Genomic DNA, 25,019 nt, shown 5'->3' with positions numbered 1-25,019 from the left:
GCTTCATCCGTGCCTTCGTCCGCGACTATAACCACACCCGATTGCGATGCCTTGACTACCAGGCGCCCGCTGAACGCCTCCTCAACCTCACGAAACACTACACCTGCGCAGGAGCACGGCACTTACCGCTCGCGCGTGGCGGCGAAGCGGACCCTCGGGTAGCGGTCCGCGACATACCCCACTTCCCACGCCGACTTGGCGAGGAACACCGGGTTGTCGTCGCGGTCCTTCGCCATCGCGGTGCGGTTGAGGTCGGCGAATGCCTTCAAGTCCGCCGGGTCCTCGGCCGACACCCAGCGCGCGGTGTCGAACGGCGCGGGTTCCAGCCCGGCCGCGACCTTGTATTCGGCATCGAGCCGGCTGAGCAGCACGTCGAGCTGGAGCTGGCCGACCACGCCGATGATCCAGTTGGAGCCGATCTCCGGGTAGAAGACCTGGGTCACGCCCTCTTCGGCCATGTCGTCCAGCGCCTTGCGCAGCTGCTTGGTCTTGGTCGGGTCCTTGAGCGCCACGCGGCGCAGGATTTCGGGCGCGAAATTGGGCAGCCCCGTGAAGCGTACGTCGGCGCGCTCCGACAGCGTGTCGCCGACGCGCAGCGTGCCGTGGTTGGGGATGCCGATGATGTCGCCCGGAAACGCCTCGTCCGCCAGCTCGCGCTCGCGCGCGAAGAACAGGATCGGCGAGTGCACTGCGATCGGCTTGCCGTGGCCGGTCGGCGTCAGCTTCATGCCGCGCTTGAAGGTGCCCGAGCACAGCCGCATGAACGCGATGCGGTCGCGGTGGTTGGGGTCCATGTTGGCCTGGACCTTGAACACGAAGCCGGTGACTTCCGGGTTGCTCGGGTCGACCGGCGCCGGCTCGGCCGGCTGCGGGCGCGGCGGCGGCGCGTGCTCGGCAAGCGCCTTGATGAGCGAATCGACGCCGAACTCCTTGAGCGCGGAGCCGAAATAGACGGGCGTCAGGTCGCCGTTGCGATACGCCTCGCCGTCGAACTCGGCATAGCCCGCCATCGCCAGCTCGGCGTCCTCGCGCAGCTTGGCGAGGCCCTCGGCCGACAGCAGCTCGTCGAGCTTGGGATCGTCGAGTCCGGTCGTCTCGACCACCTTGCCCTGGAACTCGCGGCTGGGACCCTCGGGCAGCAGCAGGCGGTTACTGCGCAGGTCGTAGATGCCCTCGAACGTGCCGCCCATACCGACCGGCCAGGTCATCGGCGTCACGTCGAGCTGGAGCAGGTCGGCGACCTCGTCCAGCGTCTCGAACACCGCGCGCCCCTCGCGGTCGACCTTGTTGACGAAGGTGATGATGGGGACGTTGCGCAGGCGGCAGACCTCGAACAGCTTGCGCGTCTGGCTCTCGATGCCTTTGGCGACGTCGATCACCATCACCGCCGAATCGACCGCGGTCAGCGTGCGATAGGTGTCCTCCGAAAAGTCCTCGTGGCCCGGCGTGTCGAGCAGGTTGAAGGTCACGCCGTCGCGCTCGAACGTCATCACCGACGAGGTGACGGAAATGCCGCGCTGCTGCTCGATCTTCATCCAGTCGGAACGCGCGCGCCGGGCGGCGCCACGTGCCTTGACCTCGCCCGCCAGGTGGATCGCGCCGCCGAACAGCAGCAGCTTTTCGGTCAGCGTGGTCTTGCCGGCGTCGGGGTGGGAAATGATCGCAAAGGTGCGGCGGTCGGAAGCGGTGGGCATCGGGATTCCAGGATCGAGAGTCGCGCGATGCCCTGCCCTGCTTTTGGCCGGGCGTCAAAAGAGGGGGAGTGGTGCCGGAGCCGGGCGCTCCCTCACCTCCTCCTCCCGTTCGTGCCGAGTAGAGATCGAGTAGCTGCGCAAGCAGCGTATCGAGAGCTCGTATCGAGGTACGGTCGCGCGACAACCCTCCCTCGATACGCCGTCTCGATACGCGGCTCCGCCGCTACTCGACGGCTACTCGGGATGAACGGGGTGGGGTGTGGAAGGGGTGGAAGAAGGAGGGAAAGGCGGGCGCAGCCCCCCTACCGCCGCACGCTCCGCGCCGCAGCCACCGCAACGTGCGCCGTCAGCACGTCCCCCGCACTCGCGCCCGACATGGTCGCGCGCTCGGTCCGGCGCAGTCGATCGATCGCGCGCGCAAGCTGCGGCGCGCTCCAGCGGCGCAGCGCGTCCATCGTCGGCTGTTTCTCGCGAAAGAACACGCGGTGGCGCTCGATCACGTCGGCGGGGCGGTCGCCGGCGTCGATCTCGGCGCGCATCTCGGCGAGCGACAGCAGCTTGCGCACGGTCATGCGCAGCAGCGGCACCGAATGATTGCCGCCGGCCTCCAGCGCCGCGACTTCCGCGCCGGCAGTGGCGGCATCGCCGCCGACGATCGCGGCGATCGCCCCGAACATCTCCGCCTCGCCCAGGTCCGCGCCGATCGCGTCGAGCGCCGGGAGGCCGGCGTCGCGCGGCTGGTCCGGGGCGGCGTCGAGGAACAGCGCCAGCTTCTCGATCTCGCGCGCCAGGATCGCGCGGTCGCCGCCGCTCGCCACCGCCAGCCGCTCGGCCGCCTCATGGGCCAGGCGCAGGCCGTGGTCGCGCGCGAGCGCGGTCGCGAGCCGTCCGGCCGCCTGCGCATCGGGCACATAGCAGGCGCATTCATAGGCGTTGGACGCGGCCGAGACGAGCTTCACCAGCTTGCCCGTGCCCTTCACCGACGGGGCGAGCGCCACCACCGGGTTCCCTGCACGCTCGGTCGAGAGCAGCAGCGTCACCGCTTCCAGCGACTCCTCGCCCATCGCATTGACGCGGATGTAGCGCGCGCCGCCGAACAGCGAGAGCGACGCGGCCTCGTCGGCAAGCGCGCCCGGCCGCGCCTTGAGCCCGCTGCCCTCGAACTCGATGCGCTCGGCCTCCGGCCCCATCGCGCGGGCGAGCCGCTGCGCGAGTTCGGCCGCCCCCGCCTCATCGGGGCCGTGCAGCAGGTAGAGGCGGATGTCGGGCGCAGGCTTGTCGAGCCGCGGCCCCAGCGTGTCGGGCTTGGCCTTCACTGCCCGGCGGGCGGGGTGGTGCGCTGCGCATAGAGCGCGAGGCGCGCGACGATCTGGTCGGCGACGATCCCCGACAGCCGCTCCAGCGCCGACTGCTCGGCGGCGATGGTTGCATATTCGGAGCTCACCACGTCGATGCCGACGTCGGAGCCCGCAGTGGCGTCGAGCACCGTCTCGCCGCTCGCGGCATCGACCAGCTGATAGCGCGCGCGCAGCGTGCGGCGCTCGCGAGTCACCGCATCGTCGCGGCGGACGCCGAGACCGGTGATCTCGTCGTCGAGCGCTACGGTGAGCGTGTAGCGCGGGGCGCCCTCGGCGCGCAGCCGGTCGCGCAGCGCGGTCGACATCAGCCAGCCGTTCTGGCCGGGGATCGGCGCCACCTCGACGCCCGACAGGACGCTGCGTACCGGCCCCGACTCGCCGCCCGCATAGAGCGGCCGCAGGCCGCAGCCGGCGAGGGCCAGCGGTAGGCAGGCGAGCAGCAGCGGGGCGGCGCGCCGGATCATGCGACGATGTTCACCAGGCGATCGGGAACCACGATCACCTTGCGCGGCGGCTTGCCTTCCATCGCGCGCTGGACATTGGCCGAGGCGAGCGCGGCGGCTTCCGCCTCCTCACGCGCCATGCCCTTGGGCAGCGTCAGCGTGTCGCGCAGCTTGCCGTTGACCTGCACCGCGACGGTGACCTCGTCCTCGACCAGCAGTGCGGCGTCGACCTCGGGCCAGGGCGCGTCGGCGATCAGCCCGTCGCCGCCGTTGGCGGCCCAGGCTTCCTCGGCGATGTGCGGCACCATCGGCGCCACCAGCCGCATCAGCGTGCGGATCGCCTGGGTACGCGAGGCGGAGGGGCCCGCCTTTTCGATCGTGCCGACCAACTCGTAGAGCTTGGCCACCGCCTTGTTGAACGCCAGCGCCTCGACGTCGACGGCGATGCCGGCGATCGTCTGGTGCAGCTTGCGGTCTACGCCCTTGTCGGCGCCCTCGGCATCCGCCTGTTCGGCGAGGCCGTCGAACAGCCGCCACAGCCGCTGGACGAAGCGCCACGAGCCCTCGATGCCCGCCTCGCTCCACGGCAGATCGCGCTCGGGCGGGCTGTCGGACAGCATGAACCACCGCACCGCGTCCGCACCATACTGGTCGACGATCGGCCCCGGATCGACGGTGTTCTTCTTCGACTTGGACATCTTCTCGACGCGGCCGACCGTGATGGCCTCCCCCGTCGCGATCTCCACGCCGCCCTGCACTTCCGCGGGCCCGAGCCAGCGGCCGTCCGAGGACTTGTAGGTTTCGTGCGTCACCATGCCCTGCGTGAACAGGCCGGTGAACGGCTCAGCCACGTCGATCAGCCCGGTGCGCTTGAGCGCGCGTGTCCAGAAGCGCGCGTAGAGCAGGTGCAGGATCGCATGCTCGACGCCGCCGATATACTGCCCGACCGGCAGCCACTGGGCGACGACGTCCTTGTCGAACGGCTTGTCCTCGGGCTGGCTGGCGAAGCGGATGAAGTACCAGGACGAATCCGCGAACGTGTCGAGCGTGTCCGTCTCGCGCCGCGCCGGCTTGCCGCAGCTCGGGCAGTCGACGTGCTTCCAGGTCGGATGGCGATCGAGCGGGTTGCCGGGCACGTCGAAGCTGACGTCCTCGGGCAGCACGACCGGCAGCTGGTCCTGCGGCACGGGGACGGCGCCGCAGTCCTCGCAATGGATGATCGGGATCGGCGTGCCCCAATAGCGCTGACGGCTGACGCCCCAGTCGCGCAGGCGCCAGACGGTGGTGCCTTCGCCCCAGCCGTCGGCCTCGCCTCGCGCGATCACCGCGGCCTTGGCGGCGTCCACGTCCATCCCGTCGAGGAAGTCGGAGTTCACCAGCGGCCCGCCGCCGGTATAGGCCTCGTCGCTGGCGAACAGCGGATCGCGGTGCTCGCCGTCGGCGACGACGCGGCGCACCGGCAGCTGGTATTTACGCGCGAAGTCCAGGTCGCGCTGGTCGTGCGCCGGCACGCCCATCACGGCGCCGGTGCCGTATTCCATCAGCACGAAGTTGGCGATGAACACCGGCATCGGCAGCCCGGTGAACGGGTGCGTCGCGGTGGCGCCGGTGTCGTAGCCGAGCTTTTCCTGCGTCTCGATCTCGGCCGCGGTGGTGCCGCCCTGCTTGCAACGCTCGATGAACGCCTGCGCTTCCGGGTCGCGGGCCGCGGCGGCCTGGGCGATCGGGTGGTCGGCGGCGACCGCCACGAAGCTCGCGCCGAAGATCGTGTCGGGCCGCGTCGAGAACACCTCGACCGGCTGGCCGTCGGACACGGCGAAGCGGATCTTCATGCCGCGGCTCTTGCCGATCCAGTTCTCCTGCATCAGCTTGACCTTGTCGGGCCACTGGTCGAGCGACTGGAGACCGTCGAGCAGCTCGTCGGCGAAGTCGGTGATCTTCAGGAACCACTGGGAGAGCTTGCGCTTCTCGACCAGCGCACCGGAACGCCAGCCGCGGCCGTCGATCACCTGCTCGTTGGCGAGCACGGTCATGTCGACCGGATCCCAGTTGACCGCCGATTCCTTGCGATAGACCAGGCCCGCCGCATAGAAATGCAGGAACAGCGCCTGCTCGTGGCCGTAATAGTCCGGCTCGCAGGTGGCGAGTTCGCGCGTCCAGTCGAGCGCGAAGCCCAGGCGCTTGAGCTGCGCCTTCATCGTCGCGATGTTGTCGCGCGTCCAGCCGCCCGGATGCACGCCCTTTTCCATCGCCGCATTCTCGGCCGGCATGCCGAACGCGTCCCAGCCCATCGGGTGGAGCACTTCGTAGCCGGTCATCCGGCGGAAGCGGGCGAGCACGTCGCCCATCGTGTAGTTGCGGACGTGGCCCATGTGGATGCGCCCCGACGGATAGGGGAACATCTCGAGCACGTAGCTCTTGGGACGCGGGCTATCGTCGCGGGCGGCGAAGGTGCGGCGGTCTTCCCACAGCTTCTGCCACGCCGCGTCCGCCTTCAGGGCGTTGAAACGCGAGGCCATTGGACGGGTGCTTGCCTCAGCCGATCAGCGCGCCGCGGCGCAGGTCGCGCGCACGGGTCAGGATGATGTCTTCCAGCTTCTGGACGGTGGCGGCCTGGACCGGCGCCTCCACCCACTGGCCGTTCTGCTGCACCTGGCGCAGGGCGGCGACGCGCAGCGCGTCGGCGCGCAGATCCTGGTCGAGGATGCTGACGGTCACCTTCATCCGCTCGGTCGGCGTGGCCGGATTGACGTACCAGTCGGTGACGATGACGCCGCCGTTCGAATCGGTCTGCAGCAGCGGCATGAAGCTCAGCGTGTCGAGGCTGGCGCGCCACAGATAGCTGTTCACGCCGATGGTCGTGACCTGCGAGGCGGCGAGGTCGCCCTTCATGCCGCCGCCGCGATGGCCGCAGGCGGTGAGGGTGAGGGCAATCGCGAGCGGACCCAGGATCGCGGTGCGCAACGGGCGGATCATCGGCGTTTCCTTGGAAGAACGGAACATCGCTGCTTCTATAGAGCGTCGCGATACAGTCGCAAGCGGCTGGCGGGACCGGCGTCATACGAGCGGCCGAAGCCTGCCAAGCCGCTGGGCTGTGGGCGATTTACAACAGTGCGGGGGAAAGTCGCGACGGGCGGTGGAACCGCGCAACCGAATCATGCTAGCGCGATTGTCACGCGGGAGGAGAAAAAGGGTGCTGAAGATGCGCGCCATGGCTGGATTGGGGATCGGAGCGCTCGGCGCTGCCGTGGTCCTGATTGCGCCTGCGCTCGGGGCTCCCGAAGCATCGGGTGCGCTGGCGATCCGCCGCGCCCCGCCGATCGGCAGCATCGGCGGCTTCACGCCGTCGTCGGCCGATCCCAAGCTGGCCGCGATTCTCGCCCGCAACGGTGTCGACACCAGCAGCTTCCGCTTTACGCCGTCCGAGGGGCAGCGCGTCGGCAAGCGCGCGGTGACCGTCGCCGTCCGCGCCCGTACCCAGCCGGTCGCCGCGCCCGAGCACGCCGCCGTCGATGCCAACACCGGCCCGACGCTTGCGCCCATCGCCTACAACCTCGGCACCTCGGTGGGTTGGAAGCGCTTCGCCGCAGCCGGCGATCTCGCCAAGCTCGACGTCGCACAGGCCGGCAGCCGCGATCGCCTCGCGACCGGGTTGGGCAAGGGTGCGCGCCGCGCCGGCGCCGCCACGGTCGATCTCGGCAAGGTGGGCGCCGACCAGCCGAACCAGCCCAAGCTGGTGGCGGAACCGTCCAACGGCGCGATTGGCGTCGGCGGGTCCTATTCGCTCAGCCGGCACATCGATGTCACCGCAGGCGTCCGCTACAAGTCCGAGAAGGACCGGCTGATGCGGGTCGAGGACACGCGCCGCGACAACCAGGCGCTCTACGTGGGCACTGCCTTCCGCTTCTGATCGGGCAGGGGCGCGTCCGGGATTCGGCGGCCCCCTCCCACTCCCCCGTTCGTCTCGAGTAGCCGTCGAGCTTGTCGAGATGGCGTATCGAGAGATCGGTCGCGACTCGCGCGATAGAGACGCTGGAAGGGTCCGACCCTCCCGCGAGCCAAGCTGCAGCGGCCTGAAGGTCGCTCCCGCCTAGCGTGCCCAGGCGTCGATCGCCGCCCAGCCGTGGATGCCGAACCGCGCGAGGCCCTCGGCGCGTCGCGCATTCATCCCGCCGAGCGCAATGACCGGCACCGCCGAATCGCGCACCATCAGCCCGAACCGCACCCGCCCGAGCGCCGCGGCACCGGGATGCGAGCGCGTCGCGAACACTGGCGAGGCGAAGACCGCGTCCACCCCGGCGCGCTGCGCGGCGATCAGCTCCCGGCGATGGTGGGCCGGCCGCGTCGCCAGCCCGCGTCCCCCCCTGGTGCGCGGGCCGTGGCGGCCATCGGCGCCGGGCAGCGGCGCCCCTGCGACCAGCAGCACCAGCCGCCGCCTGCGTGCGATCTGCCGAACCTGCGCGAACAGCGCGGCGCGTTCCTTTGCCGACAGCTGATAGTGGCGGAACACCACCCCGGCGCCCCGCGGCAGCCGGTCGAGCGCGGTCCACAGCGCCTCGCCCATCCGGACGTCGGTCATCAGCCAGAGGCGGGGGAGGGGCTGGCGGGGGCGCATCGCGCTTCCTATAGCGCCGGCGATGACCACCGACGATGCCCCCCAGCGGCTGGCCGAGGTGCGCGACCGCATCGCGCGCGCCGAACGCCTCGCCAAGCGCCCCGCCGGCGCCACCACGCTCATCGCGATCTCCAAGACGCACGAAGCGCCCGCGATCGCTCCGCTGATCGCCGCCGGCCAGCGCGCGTTCGGCGAGAATCGCGTGCAGGAGGCGCAGGCGAAATGGCCCGCGCTGCGCGAGGCGACGCCTGATCTCGAACTCCATCTGGTCGGCCAGCTCCAGTCGAACAAGGCCGACGATGCGGTCGCGCTGTTCGACGCGATCCATTCGCTCGACCGGCCGTCGCTGGTCGCCGCGCTCGCCAAGGCGATGGACCGGCACGACCGCCGCCCCGCCTGCTTCGTGCAGGTCGACATCGGCGACGAGCCGCAGAAGGGCGGCGTCGCCGTCGCCGGCCTGCCCGCGCTGCTCGCCGAAGCGCGCGCCGCCGAGCTGCCGGTGGTGGGGCTGATGTGCGTGCCGCCGCTGGAGCTGGAGGCGGCGCCCTGGTTCGCGCTGCTCGCCAAGCTGGCCGAGGACCACGGCCTGCCGGGGCTCAGCATGGGCATGTCGGGCGATTACGAGACCGCGGTGACGCTGGGCGCCACCCATGTGCGCGTCGGCACCGCGCTGTTCGGAGCGCGGTGATGCGGTTCGACGCGATCCTGTTCGACTTCGACGGCGTGCTGCTGGAGAGCGAGTGGGCGGGCAACCGCCAGCTCGCCGACTATCTCACCGCCGCCGGCCATCCGATCGACACCGACGAGGCGATGGCGCGCTTCATGGGCCGCGCGGGCAAGGACTTCCTCGACGAGGTCGAGGCGTTCCTCGGCCGCCCGATCCCGGCCGACTTCCACGAAGCGCGCGCCGCCGAGGATGCGCGGGCAGTGGCGGAGGGCATCGCCGAGGTCGCCGGCGCGGTGGCGTTCGTCCGCGCGCTGCCGCCCGAGCTGCCGCGTGCGATCGCCTCGTCCAGCTCGACCCGCTGGATCACCGCGCATCTCGATCATCTGGGGCTGCGCGACGCATTCGGGGACAAGATCTTCAGCGGGCGCGAGCATGTCGCGCGCGGCAAGCCGGCGCCGGACCTCTACCTCTATGCGGCGAAGGCGCTGGGGGTGCCGATCGAGCGGTGCGTGATCCTGGAGGACTCGCCGGTAGGCGCGACCGGCGCGGTGGCGTCGGGCGCGCACGTCATCGGGCTGTGCGCGGGCCAGCACTGCGGCGTCGGCCACCCCGACGTGTTGCGGGCGATCGGCGTCCAGGACATCGCGGCGGACTATGCCGAGGTTGCGCGGCTGATCGCCTGACGGGCAGGGGCCGACTTCCCGGTCTGCCAGTCCTTCCTGCCAGGAAGACACTGCTTCCAAACAACCCTTGTGCTCCCGCGCAGGCGGGAGCCCAGGGGTACCGGCGCGCTACTTGGCCCTGGGTCCCCGCCTGCGCGGGGACACGGAACCGCTGCGAATCCTGACGTTCGTCAGGATGACAGGGGCGGTGGAGCGGGCCGGAGCCCGCCCCTTCCTTACTTCACCGGGAAGCCGCGGCGCTTGAACAGCGCGTTGACGTCCGGGTCGCGGCCGCGGAACTTGCGGTACGCGTCCTTGCGGTCGGTCTCGTTGCCGGTCGACAGCAGCACCGTGCGGAAGCGGTCGGCGGTCGCCTTGTCCCACACGTTGCCGGTCTCCTCGAACGCCGCCCAGGTGTCGGCGTCCATCGTTTCCGACCACAGATAGCTGTAATAGCCCGCGCTATAGGCGTCGGACGAGAACAGGTGGTTGAACTGCGGCAGGCGGTGCCGCATCACCATCTCCTTGGGCATGCCCAGTTCCGCCAGCGTCTCGCGCTCGAACGCGTCGACGTCGGTGACCGGCGTCTCGCAATCGTGCAGCTTCATGTCGACGATCGCCGACGACAGATACTCGACCGTGTCGAACCCCTGGTTGAAGGTCGAGGATTTCTCGATCTTGTCGACCAGCGCCTGCGGCATCGGTGCGCCGGTCTGATAGTGCTTGGCGTAGCGGTCGAGCACGTCGCGGGTGAGCAGCCAGTTCTCGTTGACCTGGCTGGGATACTCCACGAAGTCGCGCGGCGTGCCGGCGAGGCCGGGGTATCGCACGTCCTGCAGGAAGCTGTGGATGGCGTGGCCGAACTCGTGGAACAGCGTGCTCGCATCGTCCAGGCTGATGAGCGTCGGTTGGCCGGGCGCACCCTTCACGAAATTGTTGTTGTTCGACGCCAGCACGTTGCGGTGGCCGCCCAGCTCCTGCTGGCGGCGATAGGCCGTCGCCCAGGCACCAGAGCGCTTGCCCGAGCGGGCATAGGCGTCGAAGTAGAACACGCCGACGTTGTGACCGTCGCGCTTGTCGGTGACGACGAAGGTGCGCACCGCCGGGTCGAACACCGGGATCTGCCCCGTGTTCTCCTTGAAATCGAGGTCGTAGAGCCGGCCCGCCGAATAGAGCGCGCCCTGGAGGATGTTGTCGAGCTGTAGGTAGGGCTTCACCTCGCTCTCATCGAGGTCGTACTTCGCCTTGCGCACCTTCTCGGCGTAGAAGCGATAGTCCCACGGCTCGATGGTGAGCTTGGCGCCGCTCTGGTTGGCGAGCGCCTGCATGTCGGCGACCTCCTGATGGACGCGCGCGACCGCGGCGGGCCACACGCGCATCATCAGCGCCATGGCGTTTTCGGGCGTCTCCGCCATCGTGTCGTCCATGCGGTACCAGGCATGGTTCTGGAAGCCGAGCAGCGTGGCGCGCTGCTGGCGCAGCTTCAGGATCTCGGCGATGGTCGCGTTGGTGTCGTTGGCGCCGCCGTTGTCGCCGCGATTGACGAAGGCGCGCCATACCTTTTCGCGCAAACCCCGGTCGGTGGCGTAGGTGAGCACCGGCGCGACCGAGGAGCGGGTGTTGACGATCGCCCACTTGCCCGGGAGCTGGCGCTCGTCCGCGGCGGCCTTGAGCGAGGCGACGAAGCTGTCGGGAAGCCCGGCGAGCTGCTTGGCATCCTCGACGACGATCCAGGTCTCCTCGTCTGCCAGCACCTTTTCGCTGAACGCATTGTAGGCGACCGACAGCGCCTGGTTGAGCTGCGACACCTGCGCCCGCTGCGCATCGGTGAGCAGCGCGCCGCGGCGCACGAAGCTGCGGTAGGTGCGCTCGAGCAGGCGCAGCTGCTGGGGATCGAGCTTCTGCTTGGCGCGGCCGTCATAGGCCGCCTTCACCCGCGCGAAGAGCTTGGGGTCGAGGTAGAGCTCGTCGTAGAAGGCAGAGAGTTTGGGGCTCCACTCGCGGTCGATCGCCTGCACTTCCTTGTTGGCGAGGTTGCTCGAATAGACGCCCCACATCGCCTCGACTCGGTCCATCGTGTCGCCGGCCAGCTCCATCGGCTCGATCACGGTCTGGAAGGTGGCAGGCCGCTTGTCGTCGCGGATCTTCACGATATCGCGGCGCAGCTCGGCCATCGCCACCGGGAAGGCGGCGGGGAACATCGCCGGCGTCACCTTGTCCCACGGCGGCACCCCGCCATAGGGGCCGGTCCAGGGGCTGAGCAGCGGCGTGGCGGCGGGGGCGGCCGGCGGGGTGGTCTGCGACATGGCGGCTCCGGCGGGCGAAAGGGCGAGGATCGTGGTCGCGGCCAGGAAGGCGCGCAGGCGTGCGGTCATTACGGGCTCCGGTAAGGGGACTGGGGCGAGCCTAAGCATCGGGAAGCGAATGACAACCCGTGGCGCCGGACCGTGGCGGCGTGCGATCGGCAGCTTGACTCCGGATACCAAGAGAACAGAATAGGAACATATCGAGTCCTTCCGAGTCGTAGCCCTTGTGACCTCTTCTCAAGCCCCCGTCCTGGCCGAGCTGCGCGAGCAGCTGCGTGCGATCGAATGCGGCCGTTATCGCCGGCGCGAGGTGCTGCCGTTCGGCGTGCCGTCGCTCGACGCGGCGCTCGCCGGCGGCGGGCTCGCGCTCGACGCGCTGCACGAAGTGGCGGGCGCCGGGCCCGACATGGCCGACGATTGCGCGGCGACGCTGTTCCTGGCGGGAATCGCCGCGCGCGCCTGGGGCCCGGTGCTGTGGGTGGTGCGGCGCCGCGACCTGTTCGCGCCGGGGCTCGCCCAGGTCGGGCTGGGGCCGCACCGCGTGCTCTATGCCGAGGCGGCGGACGATGCCGAGCTGCTCCAGCTGATGGAGGAGGGGCTGCGCCACCGCGGGTTGGGCGCGGTGATCGGCGAGGCCAAGCGCGTGCCGATGACCGCCACCCGCCGGCTGCAGCTGGCGGCGGAGGGCGGGCGCACCATCGCGCTGCTGCTGCGCCGCCACGGGCGGGCGGGGGCGGACCCGCTGGCGGTGCCCTCGGCCGCGGTGACGCGCTGGCGGGTAGCGGCCGCGCCTTCGACGCCGCTGCCGGTGGCCGGGGTCGGCCGTGCCCGCTGGAAGCTTTCGCTCGCCCGCCAGAAGGGCGGCGAGCCCCACGACTGGACCGTGGAGGCATGCGATGAAACGGGTCGCTGCGCTCTTCCTGCCCGACTGGCCGATCGACCGGCTGCGGCAGGGGGAGCGAACCGCCGCGCCGCCTGAAGCGCGCGCCGCCGGCGCGTTCGACGCGCTGGGCCGCGCCGCCGAGGGCGAGCGTGCCAACGCCTGCTCGGTGCCGCGCGAGGGCGGCTGGCGCCCCGGCGCGCGCTGGGCGCGAGCGGATCGAGCGGCGGTCGCCGAGGCGATTGCTGGCATGCCAGCGCATCAGCGTCCGCCAGTGCGCGAACTCGGCCGCAGGAGCGAACCTGCCGAACACCCGTTCAAGCGGCTGCCGCTCCCGCCGGGAGCGCCGAACCGGGAAAGCGGGCGGACGCCGGATCTTCCTGTCCGCAGCGCTTTGCCGGTGCATTCGGAACCGCGTGTCACCAGCCATCGTGTCGGCAGCCAGGTGCTGATCGCCGCCGCCTGTCCTGCCGCGAAAGCGCTGGGCATTCGCCAGGGAATGGCGCTGACCCAGGCGCGTGCGCAGGTCCCGGGACTGGTCGCGATGCCGGCAGATGCGGTGGGTGATCGCGTGGCGCTTGAGCAACTGGCACTGTTTGCCGCGCGGCGTTGGTCGCCGCTGGTCATGGTGGCGGGTGAGGACATGCTGTTCGTCGATATGACGGGCGTGGCCCATCTGTTCGGTGGCGAAGCGAGGATGGCTCGCCGAATGGTGCGGTTGCTCGCGAACCGCGGCTATGCCGCGCAGGTGGCGATTGCCGATACCGCCGGCGCTGCCTGGGCGCTCGCGCGCGAGCCGCACACCATGCCGCCCCGCGCGACAGGCGTTCGGCTATGTCCCCCGGCCATGCATCGCGACGCGATCGCACCGCTACCGGTCGCGGCCTTGCGCATTGACGCGCGGGCGATCGAACTGATGCAGCGACTGGGTATCTACCGGATCGGAGATCTGCTGGCGATGCCGCGTGCGCCGCTGGTGCGCCGCTTCGGCGCGGAACTGGCGCTGAGGCTCGATCAGGCGGTGGGGGACGCGCCCGAACCCTTCGATCCGGTGATCCCGCACGATCCGATCGCAGTCGGGCAGCGCTTCGCCGAGCCGATCGCGACAGCCGAAGCCATCGTGCACTGGTTGGAAAGGCTGGTGCCGCATCTGACCGGCGCATTGGAAGCAGCGGGAAAGGGCGCCCGGCTGGTGGAACTGGTTGCCGAACGGATCGACGGCGTTCCGCAGCGTATCCGCATCGGGCTGGCGCGGCCGAGCCGCGACCCGGCGCACCTGTTGCGGCTGATCGCGCGGCGTATCGAGACGATCGCGCCCGGCTACGGTATCGACGCGCTCGTGCTGCACGTGCGTCGTGCCGAGCCGCTGGCGGCCACGCCGGTCGACGCTCGGCTCGATGCCGAAGCGGTGCCCGACCTCGCACCCTTGATCGATGCCATTGCTAATCGCATCGGCGGCGGTCGGCTGTGGCGCGCGCACGGAGTCGAGAGCGATGTGCCCGAACGTTCAGTGTCCTGTGCCGAGCCGCTTGCCGATCCAGGAGAGACTGCATCGATCCTGCGCGAGGACGACGTGCGCCGGCTCGACCAGAGTCGAGCGTGCCTGCCCTGGCACCCGCGCTGGCCGCGCCCGGTGCGGATGCTGCGCCGGCCGGAGCGGCTCGACCATGTCATCGCCGAACTGCCCGACAAGCCGCCCGCGCGCTTTACCTGGCGTGGCACCCGCTATCAGGTGGCGTGCGGCGACGGACCCGAGCGGATCCACGGCGAATGGTGGCGCAACGGCTGCGAGGCCGAGGCGGTGCGCGACTATTTCCGGGTAGAGGCGGACAATGGCCAGCGGTTCTGGCTGTTCCGTCGCGGTGATGGCGAGCGCGGCGTCACCGGCGATCTCAGCTGGTTTCTGCAGGGCGTGTTCGGGTGACCTATTCCGAGCTTCAGGTCACCACCCATTTCTCCTTTTTGAGGGGCGCCTCGGCACCGGGGCAACTGTTCGCGACCGCCGCGCTGATGGGGATGCCGGCGCTCGGCATCACCGATCGCAACTCGATGGGTGGCATCGTCCGATCGCTGGTCGCCGCCGAAGAGGTCAGCGCGCAGCACGCGCCGATCCGGCTGGTGACCGGCTGCCGGTTGGACCTGGTGTCCGGCGCGTCGCTGCTGGTGTGGCCCGAGGATCTGGCCGGATGGAGCCGGCTCACCCGGCTGCTCACCCGCGGCAAGCTGCGCGCCGATGCGCAGCATGGTGAGAAGGGGCAGTGCTTCCTGCATTGGGAGGATGTCGCGGCACACTCCCAGGGCCTGGTAGCGGCACTGGTGCCGGGGCTCGCCGACTTCGGCGATCCTGCGGCATTTCGCTGGATGGCCGACATCTTCGGCGGTGAGGGCCATGTCGCGCTGACGCACCACCGCCGACCGGACGACGCCTTGCGCCTTCATAGGCTGGCCGAGGCAGCGGGGCGCTACGGCCTTGTCCCGATCGCCACCGGTGACGTGCTCTATCATGCACCCGATCGGCGGATGCTGCAGGACGTGATGACCGCAATCCGCCATCGCTGCACCATCGACGACCTGGGTTTTCGGCGTGAACGCCATGCCGACCGGCACCTCCAGCTCCCCGACCGCATGGCCCGCCGCTTCGCCCAGCACCCGCATGCGCTGCATGCCGTGGAGGCAGTGGTGGAACGCTGCACCTTCTCGCCTCGCGAGTTGAAGGCGCTGTACCGCTATCCGGACGAGGTGGTGATGTCCGGGCGCAATCCTCAGCAGGCGCTCGCCCGGCTCGCGCAGAATGCGCTCGCCGCCAAATTTCCCGACGGCGCACCTGCCGCCTATGCGGGGTTGCTCGATCGCGAACTCGAACTGGTCAGGACATATGATTATGCGCCTTATTTCCTGACGGTGAATTCGATCGTCCAGTTCGCGCGGACGCAGAACATCCTGTGCCAGGGGCGGGGATCGGCCGCCAATTCGCTGATCTGCTACCTGTTGGGCATCACCTCGATCGACCCGGTGCAAAACGAACTGCTGTTCGAGCGCTTCATCTCGGGCGCGCGCAACGAGCCGCCCGACATCGATGTCGACTTCGAGCATGAGCGGCGGGAAGAGGTGATCCAGTGGATCTACGAGACCTATGGCCAGGACCATGCTGCGCTGGCCGCGGTGGTCAGTCGCTTCCGCGCCCGCGGGAGCGTTCGCGAGGTCGGCAAGGCGATGGGCCTGCCCGAGGATCTGACCGGCGCGCTCGCCGGCCAGGTGTGGGGCTGGTCGGAAGAGGGCGTCGGCCAGCGCCATGTCGAGGCGCTCAATCTGGACGCGGCCGATCCGCGCATCGCCCGGACCTTGGAGCTGGCGCAGGAACTGATCGGCACCCCGCGACACCTGTCGCAGCATCCCGGCGGGTTCGTGCTGGCACATGCGCGGCTCGACGACATCGTTCCGATCGAGCCCGCCGCGATGGTGGATCGCCGAGTGGTGGAATGGGAGAAGGACGATATCGAGGAGCTTGGCCTGATGAAGGTCGACATCCTCGGCCTCGGCATGCTCGGCTGCATGCGACGCGCCTTCGACCTGCTGGCCGAGCACAAGGGGGTCGCGATGACGCTGTCGTCCGACGTCCTGCAGCAGGATGACTCGAAGACGTTCGCAATGATCCGCCGCGCCGATACGCTCGGCGTGTTCCAGATCGAGAGCCGCGCGCAGATGGCGATGCTGCCGCGAATGAAACCGAAGGAATTCTACGACCTCGTGATCGAGGTGGCGATCGTCCGCCCGGGACCGATCCAGGGCGACATGGTCCATCCCTATCTGCGGCGGCGCGAGGGCAAGGAGACGCCCGAATATCCCAAGCCCGAACTGGAAGCGGTGCTGCGCAAGACGCTGGGCGTGCCGCTGTTTCAGGAACAGGCGATGAAGGTGGCGATCGTCGGCGCCGGCTTCACCCCGGCCGAGGCCGACGCGTTGCGCCGCGCGATGGCGACCTTCAAATTCACCGGCGGGGTCAGCCATTTTCGCGACAAGCTGGTCCAGGGCATGGTCGGCAACGGCTACACCCGCGATTTCGCCGAGCGTACCTTCAAGCAGATCGAGGGCTTCGGCAGCTACGGCTTTCCCGAGAGCCACGCGGCGTCCTTCGCCAAGATCGCCTATGCCTCGTCGTGGATGAAGTGCCACCATCCCGACGTGTTCTGCGCGGCGCTGCTCAACGCGCAGCCGATGGGCTTCTACGCGCCCGCCCAGATCGTCCGCGATGCGCGCGAGCATGGCGTCGAGGTGCGGCCGGTGTGCATCAACGACAGCCGCTGGGACACGCGGCTGCTGGGGGCGGCTCAGGAGGCGCTGGCGCTGGAGGCGGCCGCCGCGCTGCGCCTGCCGCTGCGGTTGGGGTTCAAGGTGGTGCACGGCCTGTCCAACGCCGATGCCGCGCGGCTGGTGATCGCGCGCGGCGAGGCGCCCTTCACCTCGGTGGAGGATGCGTGGCGGCGATCGGGCGTGCCGCTCGCCGCGCTGGAGAAGATCGCGCGCGCCGACGGGTTCCAGGCGCTGGGGCTCGATCGGCGCCAGGCGCTATGGGCGATCAAGGGGCTGGCGGCCGAGCCGCTGCCGCTGTTCGCCGCCGCCGACGCGCGCGAAGGCGGGCTGACGCCGGAAGTGGCGGAGGCGCCGGTCGCGCTGGAGCCGCTCACCGCCGGACGCGAGGTGGTGGAGGATTACCGCGCCACCCAGCTGTCGCTCCGCGCGCATCCGCTCGCCTTCCTGCGCGCCGAACTGGAGGCGGAGGGTGTCGTCCCGTGCAAGGCGCTCGGCGCGCTCAAGGACGGGCGGCGGGTGGAGGTGGCGGGCGTGATCCTGGTCCGCCAGAAGCCGGGCAGCGCCAAGGGCGTCCTCTTCCTCACCATCGAGGACGAGACCGGCGTCGCCAACGCGATCCTGTGGCCCGACCGGTTCGAGAAGCAGCGGCGCACCGTCATGTCGGCGGCGATGGTGTCGATCGTCGGCCGGGTGCAGCGCGAGGGAGAGGTGATCCACGTCATCACCGACCGGGTGGTCGATCGCACGCCGATGCTGCGCAGCATCGGCGACATCGACCTGCCGCGCCTCACCGGCCGCGGCGACGGCGCCACCAACGGCGGCGGCCCGGACCCGCGCGATCCTCGCGAGCCGCCGGTGTGGACGCCGCGCTCGCACTATCACCGCCCGTTCCGCACCGGTTGCGATCCCGAACAAGCGATCCCGATCCGCTCGCGCGACTTCCACTAGCCGGTGCGAGGACTCGCAGTCCGCAGCGCTCGACCTGGGAATCCGCTGAAAACGAAAACAAGTCTTCGAGAGTCCCGACTCCCTGCCGCGCGCCCCTCTATAACAACTAAGGGAAATTACGGACGGTTCGTCTGGGGGACTGCGTGCATAGCATCAAGATACAGGGGCGGTTGGCATTCATCACGCTGGGTACGGTCATCGGCTTTCTGCTGGTCGCCACCATGATGTTGATCAACACCAACAGGCGAATGGACGCCGCCGTGGCGGAGCGGACTCGCAACGTGGTGGAGACCGCGCACAGCGTCGTCGCCACCCTCGCCGCACAGGAGCGCGCCGGCGCGCTCACCCGGGCGCAGGCCCAGGCCGAGGCGATCCGCATCCTCAAGGGGACGCGCTACGGCGACAACGAGTATCTGTGGGTCAACGACATGCAGCCGCGCATGGTCATGCACCCGACCAAGCCGGAAATGGACGGACAGGAACTCGCCGGGGTGGTCGATGCCGACGGCGTGCATCCGTTCACCGCGATGACGGAGGCGGTGCGCCGCGACGGCCAGGGCACGATCGAATATCGCTGGCCCAAGCCCGGCAGCGACCAGCCGCAGCCCAAGATCTCCTATGTGAAGGGCTTCGCGCCCTGGGGCTGGGTGATCGGATCGGGCGTCTACGTCGACGACATTCGCGCGGCGCTGTGGCGCGAGGCGGTGACGCTGCTGTCGCTGATGGCGATCGTGCTGGTCGCGGTCGGCCTGCTCAACCGCTTCCTCGCGCGGTCGATCTCGCGCCCGGTCACCGCGCTTGCGGACCGCATGCGCGCGCTGGTCGAAGGCGACACCGCCTCGGAGATCCCCGGGACGCACCGCGGCGACGAGGTCGGGCGCATGGCGCAGGCGGTCGAGGTGTTCCGCGAGAACGACATCGCCAAGCGCGCCGCCGATGCCGCCAGGGCCAAGGCCCAGGCCGAGCAGAAGATGGTCGTCGAGACCGTGTCCTCGCACCTGTCAAGCCTGTCGGACGGCAACCTCACCGCGTCGATCGCGGTCGAGTTTCCGGGCGACTATGCGACGCTGAAGGGCAATTTCAACGACGCGCTCGCCAATCTGCGCGGGCTGATCTCGCAGGTGTCGGAAAGCACCGCGGCGATCCGGACCGGATCGGGTGAAATCGCCCAGGCGTCCGAGGACCTCGCGCGCCGCACCGAAACCAACGCCGCCAGCCTGGAGGAGACCTCCGCCTCGCTGGTGCAGATCGACGGACGGCTGAAGGCGACCGCGCTCGCCGCGTCGCGCACCGTCGAGCGCGCCGACCAGGCGATCACCACCGTCGGCGGCGGCCGCGCGATCGCCGACGAGGCGGTGCAGGCGATGGGCCGCGTCTCCGAAAGCGCCAAGGGGATCGACAGCGTAATCGAGGGGCTCGACAAGATCGCGTTCCAGACGCGGGTGCTGGCGATGAACGCCGCGGTCGAGGCCGGACGTGCGGGCGACGCAGGCCGCGGCTTCGCGGTGGTCGCCGACCTGGTCTCCGCCCTGGCGATGCGTGCCGAAGAGGAGGCCAAGCGCGCCCGCGACCAGCTCACCGTCACCCAGAGCGACATCGTCACCGCGGTCGACGCGGTGCGCAAGGTCGACGGCGCGCTCGCCGACATTTCGGACGACGTGGGGCAGGTCCACGAACTGCTCGGCACGATGGCGAGCGACAATCGCGCGCAGTCGGCGGCGATCAGCGAGATCTCCAGCACGATCGGCGCGATGGACCAGTCGACGCAGAAGAACGCGGCGATGGTCGAGGAGACGTCGGCTGCGGCGCGCAACCTCGCAGTCGAGGTCGGCAGCCTCGCCGACCAGGCTGGTCGCTTCGTGGTCGATGGCGGGGGCGCTCGCGCCGCCCGGCGTCTCCCCGCCAGCCTGACCGTGCCGGCGAAACCGCTTCTCGCCGCCGCGCTCCCCGCGCTGGTCCGGACCGAGGACGACGACTGGCAGGCGTTCTGAACCGACGCCGAGAATCCTGTGCGGGCGGCCCGTTCTCCCGGGCCGCCCGCGCGATGCTGCCGCCACCTAGCCGCGGGCGACCCGGGCTTCTAAGCGACGGCGATGCAGCTCGCCGTCGACACCCTCGCCTTCCTCGCCGTCGTCGCCTTTCTGGCAGGGGGCATCGACGCGATGGCCGGCGGGGGCGGGCTGCTGACGCTGCCGGCGATGCTGGCGAGCGGGGTACCGCCGGTCGCGGCGCTGGCGACCAACAAGCTGCAGAGCGCGGTGGGCACCTCCTCGGCCTTCTACACCTATTGGCGCGCCGGGCACGTCGACCTGCGGCGGTTCGCGCTGCCGGCGCTGGCGGCGTTCGCGGGATCGGCGCTGGGCGCGACTGCGGTGCAGCACGTCAGCTCGGCGTTCCTGGCTGCGCTGATGCCGGTGCTGCTGATCGCGATGGGGCTCTATTTCCTGCTCGCGCCGGCGATGAGCGACGTCGACCGCCATTCGCGGCTGGGGCGCTGGGGCATCGCGCTGATCGTCGCGGCGATCGGCTTCTACGACGGCTTCTTCGGACCCGGCACGGGATCGTTCCTGACGCTGGTGCTGGTGGCGCTGGGCGGGCTGGGGCTGGTCCGCGCCATCGCCAACACCAAGCTGCTGAACCTGTCGACGAACATCGCCGCGCTGCTGGCGATGGTCGCGGGCGGGCATGTCCTGTGGCTGCTGGGTGCGGTGATGGCGCTCGCCAACATGGCGGGGGCGCTGCTGGGCGCGCGGCTGGCGATCCGCTTCGGGGGCAAGGGCGTGCGGCCGCTGCTGGTGGTGATGTCGTTCGCGCTGACCGCCAAGCTGCTCGCCGATCCCGCCAATCCGCTGTGGACCTGGCTGTAGCGGGCCATACGGCTTTCGATACGGGGCCCCGACGCGTGCGATCCCGACGCGAGACGAACGGAAAGGAGGCGGGGCGGCGCCTTCGACGGGTGGACGCGGGCGGCGCCGCCCTCTAGGGCAACCCCGCTTTTCACGAAGAGGAACTGGCGTGGCGAACGTGGCGGTGATCGGCGCCCAATGGGGTGACGAGGGCAAGGGCAAGATCGTCGACTGGCTGGCGGAGCGCGCCGACATGGTCGTGCGCTTCCAGGGCGGGCACAATGCCGGCCACACGCTGGTGGTGGGCGGCACCACCTACAAGCTGTCGCTGCTGCCCTCGGGCATCGTCCGCGGGACGCCGTCCGTCATCGGCAACGGCGTGGTGCTCGACCCCTGGGCGCTTCGCGACGAAGTGGCGCGGCTGCGCGACCAGGGCGTCGAGGTCACCCCCGACACGCTGCGCATCGCCGACAATTGCACGCTGATCCTGCCGTTCCACCGCGACCTCGACGGGCTGCGCGAGGATGCGAGCGGCGCCGGCAAGATCGGCACCACCCGCCGCGGCATCGGCCCGGCGTACGAGGACAAGGTGGGCCGCCGTGCGCTGCGCGTATGCGATCTCGCCCATCTCGACTCGCTCGAGCCGCAGCTCGACCGCTTGTCCGCGCACCACGACGCGCTGCGCGCCGGCTTCGGCGAGCCGCCGATCGACCGCGCCGCGCTGCTGGAGCAGCTGCGCGAGATCGCGGGCTTCGTGCTCCCGTTCGCACGGCCCGTCTGGCGCGACCTCAACGAGGCGCGCGCCGCCGGCCGCCGCATCCTGTTCGAAGGCGCGCAGGGCGTGCTGCTCGACATCGACCACGGCACCTATCCGTTCGTCACCTCGTCCAACACCATCGCCGGCAGCGCGGCGGGCGGCTCCGGCCTTGGCCCGGGCGCGGTCGGCTTCGTGCTGGGGATCGCCAAGGCCTATACCACCCGCGTCGGTTCGGGCCCGTTCCCGACCGAGCTGGAGGACGCGACCGGCCAGCGGCTGGGCGAGCGCGGGCATGAGTTCGGCACCGTCACGGGCCGCAAGCGCCGCTGCGGCTGGTTCGACGCGGTGCTGGTGCGCCAGTCGGTCGCCGTCTCGGGCGTGACCGGCATCGCGCTCACCAAGCTCGACGTGCTCGACGGGTTCGACGAGATCGCGATCTGCACGGGCTACAAGCTCGGCGACGAGACGCTCGACTATTACCCGACGCACGCCGCCGACCAGGCCGCGGTCGAGCCGGTCTACGAGACGATGGCCGGCTGGCAGGAATCGACCGCCGGCGCGCGCAGCTGGGCGGAACTTCCGGCGCAGGCGATCAAGTACATCCGCCGCGTCGAGGAACTGATCCAGTGCCCGGTCGCGCTGGTGTCGACCAGCCCCGAGCGCGAGGACACGATCCTGGTCCGCGATCCGTTCGCGGACTGATCCACCTGACTGTACCCCGGCGAAGGCCGGGGCCCAGTTGGGAACGCCATCGTGATTGTCGCTCCGGCGGCGCTGCAAATGCCCTTTGGTATCCCTGCGCAGGCAGGGATCCAGGGCCAGGCAGAACAACCCTCGTTACCGCTCGCAACCCTGTGCTCCTGCGTTCGCAGGAGCACGACAACGAGGTGACGGATGATGCCGTGACCTGAGGTTGCGTCCTGCGACTGCCGCCTTCCCAACTGGACCCCGGCCTTCGACAGGGCACGGTGCGAGTTTGGCCCGCTGCCTACTCGTGGCTCCGCCCGAAATCCTCGCGGGCGTCGTCCTGGCCCTGCTCGACGATCGAGCGGCGGATCGCGCGGGTGCGGGTGAAGCGGTCGAACAGTTCGTCGCCCTGGCCCCAGCGGATCGCGCGCTGCAGCGCCGACAGATCCTCCGAGAAGCGCTGGAGCATGTCGAGCACCGCCTCGCGGTTGTTGAGGAACACGTCGCGCCACATCGTCGGGTCGGATGCGGCGATGCGGGTGAAATCCCGGAAGCCGCCCGCCGAATATTTGATCACCTCGCTCTGCGTCACTTCCTCCAGGTCGGAGGCGGTGCCGACGATGGTGTAGGCGATCAGGTGCGGCAGGTGGCTGGTGACGGCGAGCACGCGGTCGTGGTGCTCGGGCGCCATCTGCTCGATGTCGGCGCCCAGCCGCCGCCAGAATTCGGCGACGCGCTCGACCGCGACCGGATCGGCGTCCTCGGCCGGCGTCAGGATGCACCAGCGGTGGCGGAACAGCGTCGCGAACCCTGCCTCGGGACCCGAGCGCTCGGTGCCGGCGACCGGATGCGCGGGCACGACGGTGACGCCCGGCAGCGCGAGGCCCAGCGCCTGGGCAACACTGGCCTTGCTCGACCCGACGTCGGTGACGATCACGCCCTCGGGCAGATCGGGCGCCAGCTCCGCCGCGACCGCGCCGATCGCACCGACCGGCACGCACAGCACCACCAGCTCGGCATCGAGCACCGCGGCGCCGGGGTGCTCGGCGACGTCGTCGACGAGGTTCAGCGCCCGCGCCGTCTCGCGGACCTGCGGGTCGGCGTCGTGGCCGGTGAGCCGCACGCCCGGCATCGCCTCCCGCACCGCGCGCGCGACCGACGATCCGATCAGCCCCAGGCCGACGATCGCGACGCGGGCGAAGGGCAGCATCAGCCGACGATTCCGCGCAGTGCGTGCGCCAGGCCGCGCATCTGCCCCTCGGTGCCGATGGTGATGCGCAGGCCGTTGGCGAGGCCCTGGCCCGGCAGCCAGCGGGTGATGTAGCCCGCCTCCATCAGCCCGTTGTAGGCGGTCTCGGCCGACACCGGGCCTTCGAACAGCACCAGCAGGAAGTTGGTCTCCGACGGCACCGCACGCAGCCCGGCGTTGCCGAGCGCGGCGACTTCGCCCGCCAGCCAGTCACGCCACTGCCGGTTATGGGCGCGGCTGCGCTCGACGAAGCCGGTGTCGCCGACGGCGGCGACCGCGGCCGCCTGCCCGGCGGTGGTGACGTTGAACGGCGCGCGGATGCGGTGCATCGCGTCGATGACCGCGGCCGAGCCATAGCCCCAGCCGATCCGCTCCGCCGCCAGCCCGTGGATCTTGGAGAAGGTGCGCGTGACGAACACGTTCTCGTGGGTCTCGGCCAGCGTCAGCCCGAAGTCGTCGTCCTCCGGCTCGACATATTCGGCATAGGCCTGGTCGAGCACCAGCAGCACGTGGGAGGGGAGGCCAGCGTGCAGCCGCGCAATCTCCGCGGCCGGCGTGAAGGTGCCGGTCGGATTGTTGGGGTTGGCGACATAGACCAGCGTGGTACGCTCTGTCACCGCCGCCAGGATCGCGTCGACGTCGGTCGCATAGTCGTGGTCGAGTGCCACCACCGGCGTCGCGCCGACGCGGCGGATCGCGATGTCGTACACCGCGAAGCCGTAGCGGACGTAGATCGCCTCGTCGCCCGGACCGGCATAGGCGCCCGCCGCCAGATGGAGCAGCTCGTCCGACCCGGTGCCGTAGATCACGCGTGCGGGATCGAGCCCGTGCGCGGCGGCGAGCGTCTCGCGCAGCACGGTCGCGCTCGGGTCCGGATAGCGCTCCAGGCTGCCGTGCGCGCCCTCGAACGCGGCGCGCGCGGCGGGCGAGGTACCGAGCGGGTTCTCGTTGGCCGAAAGCTTGGCGACCGGCCGGTCGCCGTCGCTGGTCGCGCGGCCCGGGATATAAGGCGCGATGTCGAGGACCCAGGGCTTGGGAGCGGGAGCGTTCATGGCGTCGGCAGTGGCGCAACGCCTGCGCGAAGGCAAGGCGCGGGCGAGGGGAGAGAAGAAGGGCCCCGGCTGGTGAACGTCGACCGGCTCCTCAACCTTCAACGGGAAGACCGCTAACGCCCAATGGCAGGCAGTCAAGTCGCGGCGTGGTATTTTTCGATCCTATGCTCGAATTCGGTTTGCAATCCGGGATGCGCGTCGAAGGCCGGCTGTATGACTTTCGAACCTATCTCAGCTAGAGCTGATACAAGGCCAAGCCGTAGCGCTTCATCTCCCGGCAAGTGCTGCGCCAGCAGATCGTATAAGCGGGCGATTTCTCTGGAAGCGACGGTTCCGCCCGTCGCTAAGATGCGCGCCAAATCCTCGTCCATCGTCACCGCTCCTGTCACCGTCGCGGCAGCTTGTAGCATTTTGACGATTAAGCGAACGACCGCTTTCCACTGTGGGTTCAACCGGTGGTCGCAACGCATCATTCTCGAGGTGAGGAGGGTGTGAGCGATGAGGCAGCGCAAGCGGATCTACTATTCGGCCGAGCAGCGGGCGG

The 25,019-nt window shown here is 70.0% G+C and carries 19 protein-coding genes; 9 read left to right on the top strand and 10 right to left on the bottom strand.

Annotated features, from left to right (window positions below; all coding sequences use genetic code 11):
• Window positions 1-122: 122 nt before the first annotated feature.
• The 5 genes from ACBY01_RS15465 to ACBY01_RS15445 form a co-directional block, all read right to left on the bottom strand.
• Window positions 123-1,694 carry a peptide chain release factor 3 gene (locus ACBY01_RS15465; protein WP_416461850.1) on the bottom strand — a complete coding sequence of 524 codons (1,572 nt, stop codon included), beginning with the start codon at window positions 1,692-1,694 and terminating at the stop codon, window positions 123-125.
• A 302-nt stretch (window positions 1,695-1,996) separates the two neighbouring features.
• Window positions 1,997-3,010 (bottom strand): DNA polymerase III subunit delta, encoded by a 1,014-nt coding sequence (gene holA, locus ACBY01_RS15460; protein ID WP_416461849.1) that lies wholly within the window; start codon window positions 3,008-3,010, stop codon window positions 1,997-1,999.
• Window positions 3,007-3,516, bottom strand: a complete 510-nt coding sequence (gene lptE / locus ACBY01_RS15455; RefSeq protein WP_416461848.1) for an LPS assembly lipoprotein LptE — start codon at window positions 3,514-3,516, stop codon at window positions 3,007-3,009. Before lptE ends, holA begins: the two co-directional genes overlap by 4 nt.
• The gene (gene leuS, locus ACBY01_RS15450) at window positions 3,513-6,014 is read right to left on the bottom strand and encodes a leucine--tRNA ligase (RefSeq protein WP_416461847.1); all 2,502 of its coding nucleotides are present in this window, start codon (window positions 6,012-6,014) and stop codon (window positions 3,513-3,515) included. Before leuS ends, lptE begins: the two co-directional genes overlap by 4 nt.
• A gap of 16 nt (window positions 6,015-6,030) precedes the next feature.
• The gene (locus ACBY01_RS15445; RefSeq protein ID WP_416461854.1) at window positions 6,031-6,471 is read right to left on the bottom strand and encodes a DUF3576 domain-containing protein; all 441 of its coding nucleotides are present in this window, start codon (window positions 6,469-6,471) and stop codon (window positions 6,031-6,033) included.
• A gap of 226 nt (window positions 6,472-6,697) precedes the next feature.
• On the opposite strand from ACBY01_RS15445, the gene ACBY01_RS15440 reads away from it, so the two are divergent.
• The gene (locus tag ACBY01_RS15440) at window positions 6,698-7,405 is read left to right on the top strand and encodes a hypothetical protein (RefSeq protein ID WP_416461853.1); all 708 of its coding nucleotides are present in this window, start codon (window positions 6,698-6,700) and stop codon (window positions 7,403-7,405) included.
• A gap of 180 nt (window positions 7,406-7,585) precedes the next feature.
• On the opposite strand, the gene ACBY01_RS15435 is transcribed toward ACBY01_RS15440, so the two are convergent.
• Entirely contained in the window at window positions 7,586-8,110 is a 525-nt protein-coding gene (locus tag ACBY01_RS15435; RefSeq protein ID WP_416461846.1) for a thiamine phosphate synthase, read from the bottom strand.
• A 22-nt stretch (window positions 8,111-8,132) separates the two neighbouring features.
• Between ACBY01_RS15435 and ACBY01_RS15430 the strand changes: the two genes are divergently transcribed.
• Both ACBY01_RS15430 and ACBY01_RS15425 read left to right on the top strand, forming a co-directional pair.
• Window positions 8,133-8,798: a YggS family pyridoxal phosphate-dependent enzyme gene (locus ACBY01_RS15430; protein WP_416461845.1), complete on the top strand. Its 666-nt coding sequence runs from the start codon at window positions 8,133-8,135 to the stop codon at window positions 8,796-8,798.
• Entirely contained in the window at window positions 8,798-9,460 is a 663-nt protein-coding gene (locus ACBY01_RS15425) for an HAD family hydrolase (RefSeq protein WP_416461852.1), read from the top strand. The genes ACBY01_RS15430 and ACBY01_RS15425 overlap by 1 nt, the downstream gene beginning before the upstream one ends.
• Before the next feature lie 215 nt (window positions 9,461-9,675).
• On the opposite strand, the gene ACBY01_RS15420 is transcribed toward ACBY01_RS15425, so the two are convergent.
• On the bottom strand, window positions 9,676-11,814 hold the full coding sequence (locus ACBY01_RS15420) for a M3 family metallopeptidase (protein WP_416461844.1): 2,139 nt from the start codon (window positions 11,812-11,814) through the stop codon (window positions 9,676-9,678).
• Window positions 11,815-12,004: 190 nt separating this feature from the next.
• On the opposite strand from ACBY01_RS15420, the gene ACBY01_RS15415 reads away from it, so the two are divergent.
• The 6 genes from ACBY01_RS15415 to ACBY01_RS15390 all read left to right on the top strand — a co-directional run bounded on the left by ACBY01_RS15415 (window position 12,005) and on the right by ACBY01_RS15390 (window position 22,189).
• The gene (locus tag ACBY01_RS15415) at window positions 12,005-12,724 is read left to right on the top strand and encodes an ImuA family protein (protein ID WP_416461851.1); all 720 of its coding nucleotides are present in this window, start codon (window positions 12,005-12,007) and stop codon (window positions 12,722-12,724) included.
• A gap of 70 nt (window positions 12,725-12,794) precedes the next feature.
• Window positions 12,795-14,549: a DUF6504 family protein gene (locus ACBY01_RS15410; RefSeq protein WP_416461842.1), complete on the top strand. Its 1,755-nt coding sequence runs from the start codon at window positions 12,795-12,797 to the stop codon at window positions 14,547-14,549.
• A complete protein-coding gene (locus tag ACBY01_RS15405) occupies window positions 14,546-17,884 on the top strand; it encodes an error-prone DNA polymerase (RefSeq protein ID WP_416461840.1) in 3,339 nt (1,112 codons plus the stop codon). Before ACBY01_RS15410 ends, ACBY01_RS15405 begins: the two co-directional genes overlap by 4 nt.
• A 170-nt stretch (window positions 17,885-18,054) precedes the next feature.
• The gene (locus ACBY01_RS15400; protein ID WP_416461839.1) at window positions 18,055-19,875 is read left to right on the top strand and encodes a cache domain-containing protein; all 1,821 of its coding nucleotides are present in this window, start codon (window positions 18,055-18,057) and stop codon (window positions 19,873-19,875) included.
• 102 nt (window positions 19,876-19,977) lie between these two features.
• A complete protein-coding gene (locus tag ACBY01_RS15395) occupies window positions 19,978-20,751 on the top strand; it encodes a TSUP family transporter (protein WP_416461838.1) in 774 nt (257 codons plus the stop codon).
• Window positions 20,752-20,899: 148 nt separating this feature from the next.
• Window positions 20,900-22,189, top strand: a complete 1,290-nt coding sequence (locus ACBY01_RS15390) for an adenylosuccinate synthase (protein ID WP_416461837.1) — start codon at window positions 20,900-20,902, stop codon at window positions 22,187-22,189.
• A gap of 286 nt (window positions 22,190-22,475) precedes the next feature.
• Here the strand turns inward: ACBY01_RS15390 and ACBY01_RS15385 are convergent, their stop codons facing one another.
• From ACBY01_RS15385 to ACBY01_RS15375, 3 genes are all read right to left on the bottom strand, one after another.
• Window positions 22,476-23,384: a prephenate/arogenate dehydrogenase family protein gene (locus ACBY01_RS15385; protein ID WP_416461836.1), complete on the bottom strand. Its 909-nt coding sequence runs from the start codon at window positions 23,382-23,384 to the stop codon at window positions 22,476-22,478.
• Window positions 23,384-24,475 (bottom strand): pyridoxal phosphate-dependent aminotransferase, encoded by a 1,092-nt coding sequence (locus tag ACBY01_RS15380; protein WP_416461834.1) that lies wholly within the window; start codon window positions 24,473-24,475, stop codon window positions 23,384-23,386. Before ACBY01_RS15380 ends, ACBY01_RS15385 begins: the two co-directional genes overlap by 1 nt.
• A 134-nt stretch (window positions 24,476-24,609) precedes the next feature.
• The gene (locus ACBY01_RS15375; protein ID WP_416461832.1) at window positions 24,610-24,846 is read right to left on the bottom strand and encodes a hypothetical protein; all 237 of its coding nucleotides are present in this window, start codon (window positions 24,844-24,846) and stop codon (window positions 24,610-24,612) included.
• Window positions 24,847-25,019: the final 173 nt, after the last annotated feature.

This window comes from Sphingomonas mangrovi (assembly GCF_047975845.1).
GTDB lineage: Bacteria > Pseudomonadota > Alphaproteobacteria > Sphingomonadales > Sphingomonadaceae > Sphingomonas.
This window is presented reverse-complemented; position numbering and strand designations above follow the sequence as displayed.

Excerpts from the sequence above, each read along its gene's own strand:
- ACBY01_RS15380 (WP_416461834.1), bottom strand. The coding sequence starts at position 24,475 with ATGAACGCTCCCGCTCCCAAGCCCTGGGTCCTCGACATCGCGCCTTAT.
- ACBY01_RS15385 (WP_416461836.1), bottom strand. The coding sequence starts at position 23,384 with ATGCTGCCCTTCGCCCGCGTCGCGATCGTCGGCCTGGGGCTGATCGGA.
- ACBY01_RS15465 (WP_416461850.1), bottom strand. The coding sequence starts at position 1,694 with ATGCCCACCGCTTCCGACCGCCGCACCTTTGCGATCATTTCCCACCCC.
- ACBY01_RS15430 (WP_416461845.1), top strand. The coding sequence starts at position 8,133 with ATGACCACCGACGATGCCCCCCAGCGGCTGGCCGAGGTGCGCGACCGC.
- ACBY01_RS15420 (WP_416461844.1), bottom strand. The coding sequence starts at position 11,814 with ATGACCGCACGCCTGCGCGCCTTCCTGGCCGCGACCACGATCCTCGCC.
- ACBY01_RS15435 (WP_416461846.1), bottom strand. The coding sequence starts at position 8,110 with ATGCGCCCCCGCCAGCCCCTCCCCCGCCTCTGGCTGATGACCGACGTC.
- leuS (WP_416461847.1), bottom strand. The coding sequence starts at position 6,014 with ATGGCCTCGCGTTTCAACGCCCTGAAGGCGGACGCGGCGTGGCAGAAG.
- lptE (WP_416461848.1), bottom strand. The coding sequence starts at position 3,516 with ATGATCCGGCGCGCCGCCCCGCTGCTGCTCGCCTGCCTACCGCTGGCC.
- ACBY01_RS15440 (WP_416461853.1), top strand. The coding sequence starts at position 6,698 with ATGCGCGCCATGGCTGGATTGGGGATCGGAGCGCTCGGCGCTGCCGTG.
- ACBY01_RS15395 (WP_416461838.1), top strand. The coding sequence starts at position 19,978 with ATGCAGCTCGCCGTCGACACCCTCGCCTTCCTCGCCGTCGTCGCCTTT.
- ACBY01_RS15425 (WP_416461852.1), top strand. The coding sequence starts at position 8,798 with ATGCGGTTCGACGCGATCCTGTTCGACTTCGACGGCGTGCTGCTGGAG.
- ACBY01_RS15445 (WP_416461854.1), bottom strand. The coding sequence starts at position 6,471 with ATGATCCGCCCGTTGCGCACCGCGATCCTGGGTCCGCTCGCGATTGCC.
- ACBY01_RS15375 (WP_416461832.1), bottom strand. The coding sequence starts at position 24,846 with ATGGACGAGGATTTGGCGCGCATCTTAGCGACGGGCGGAACCGTCGCT.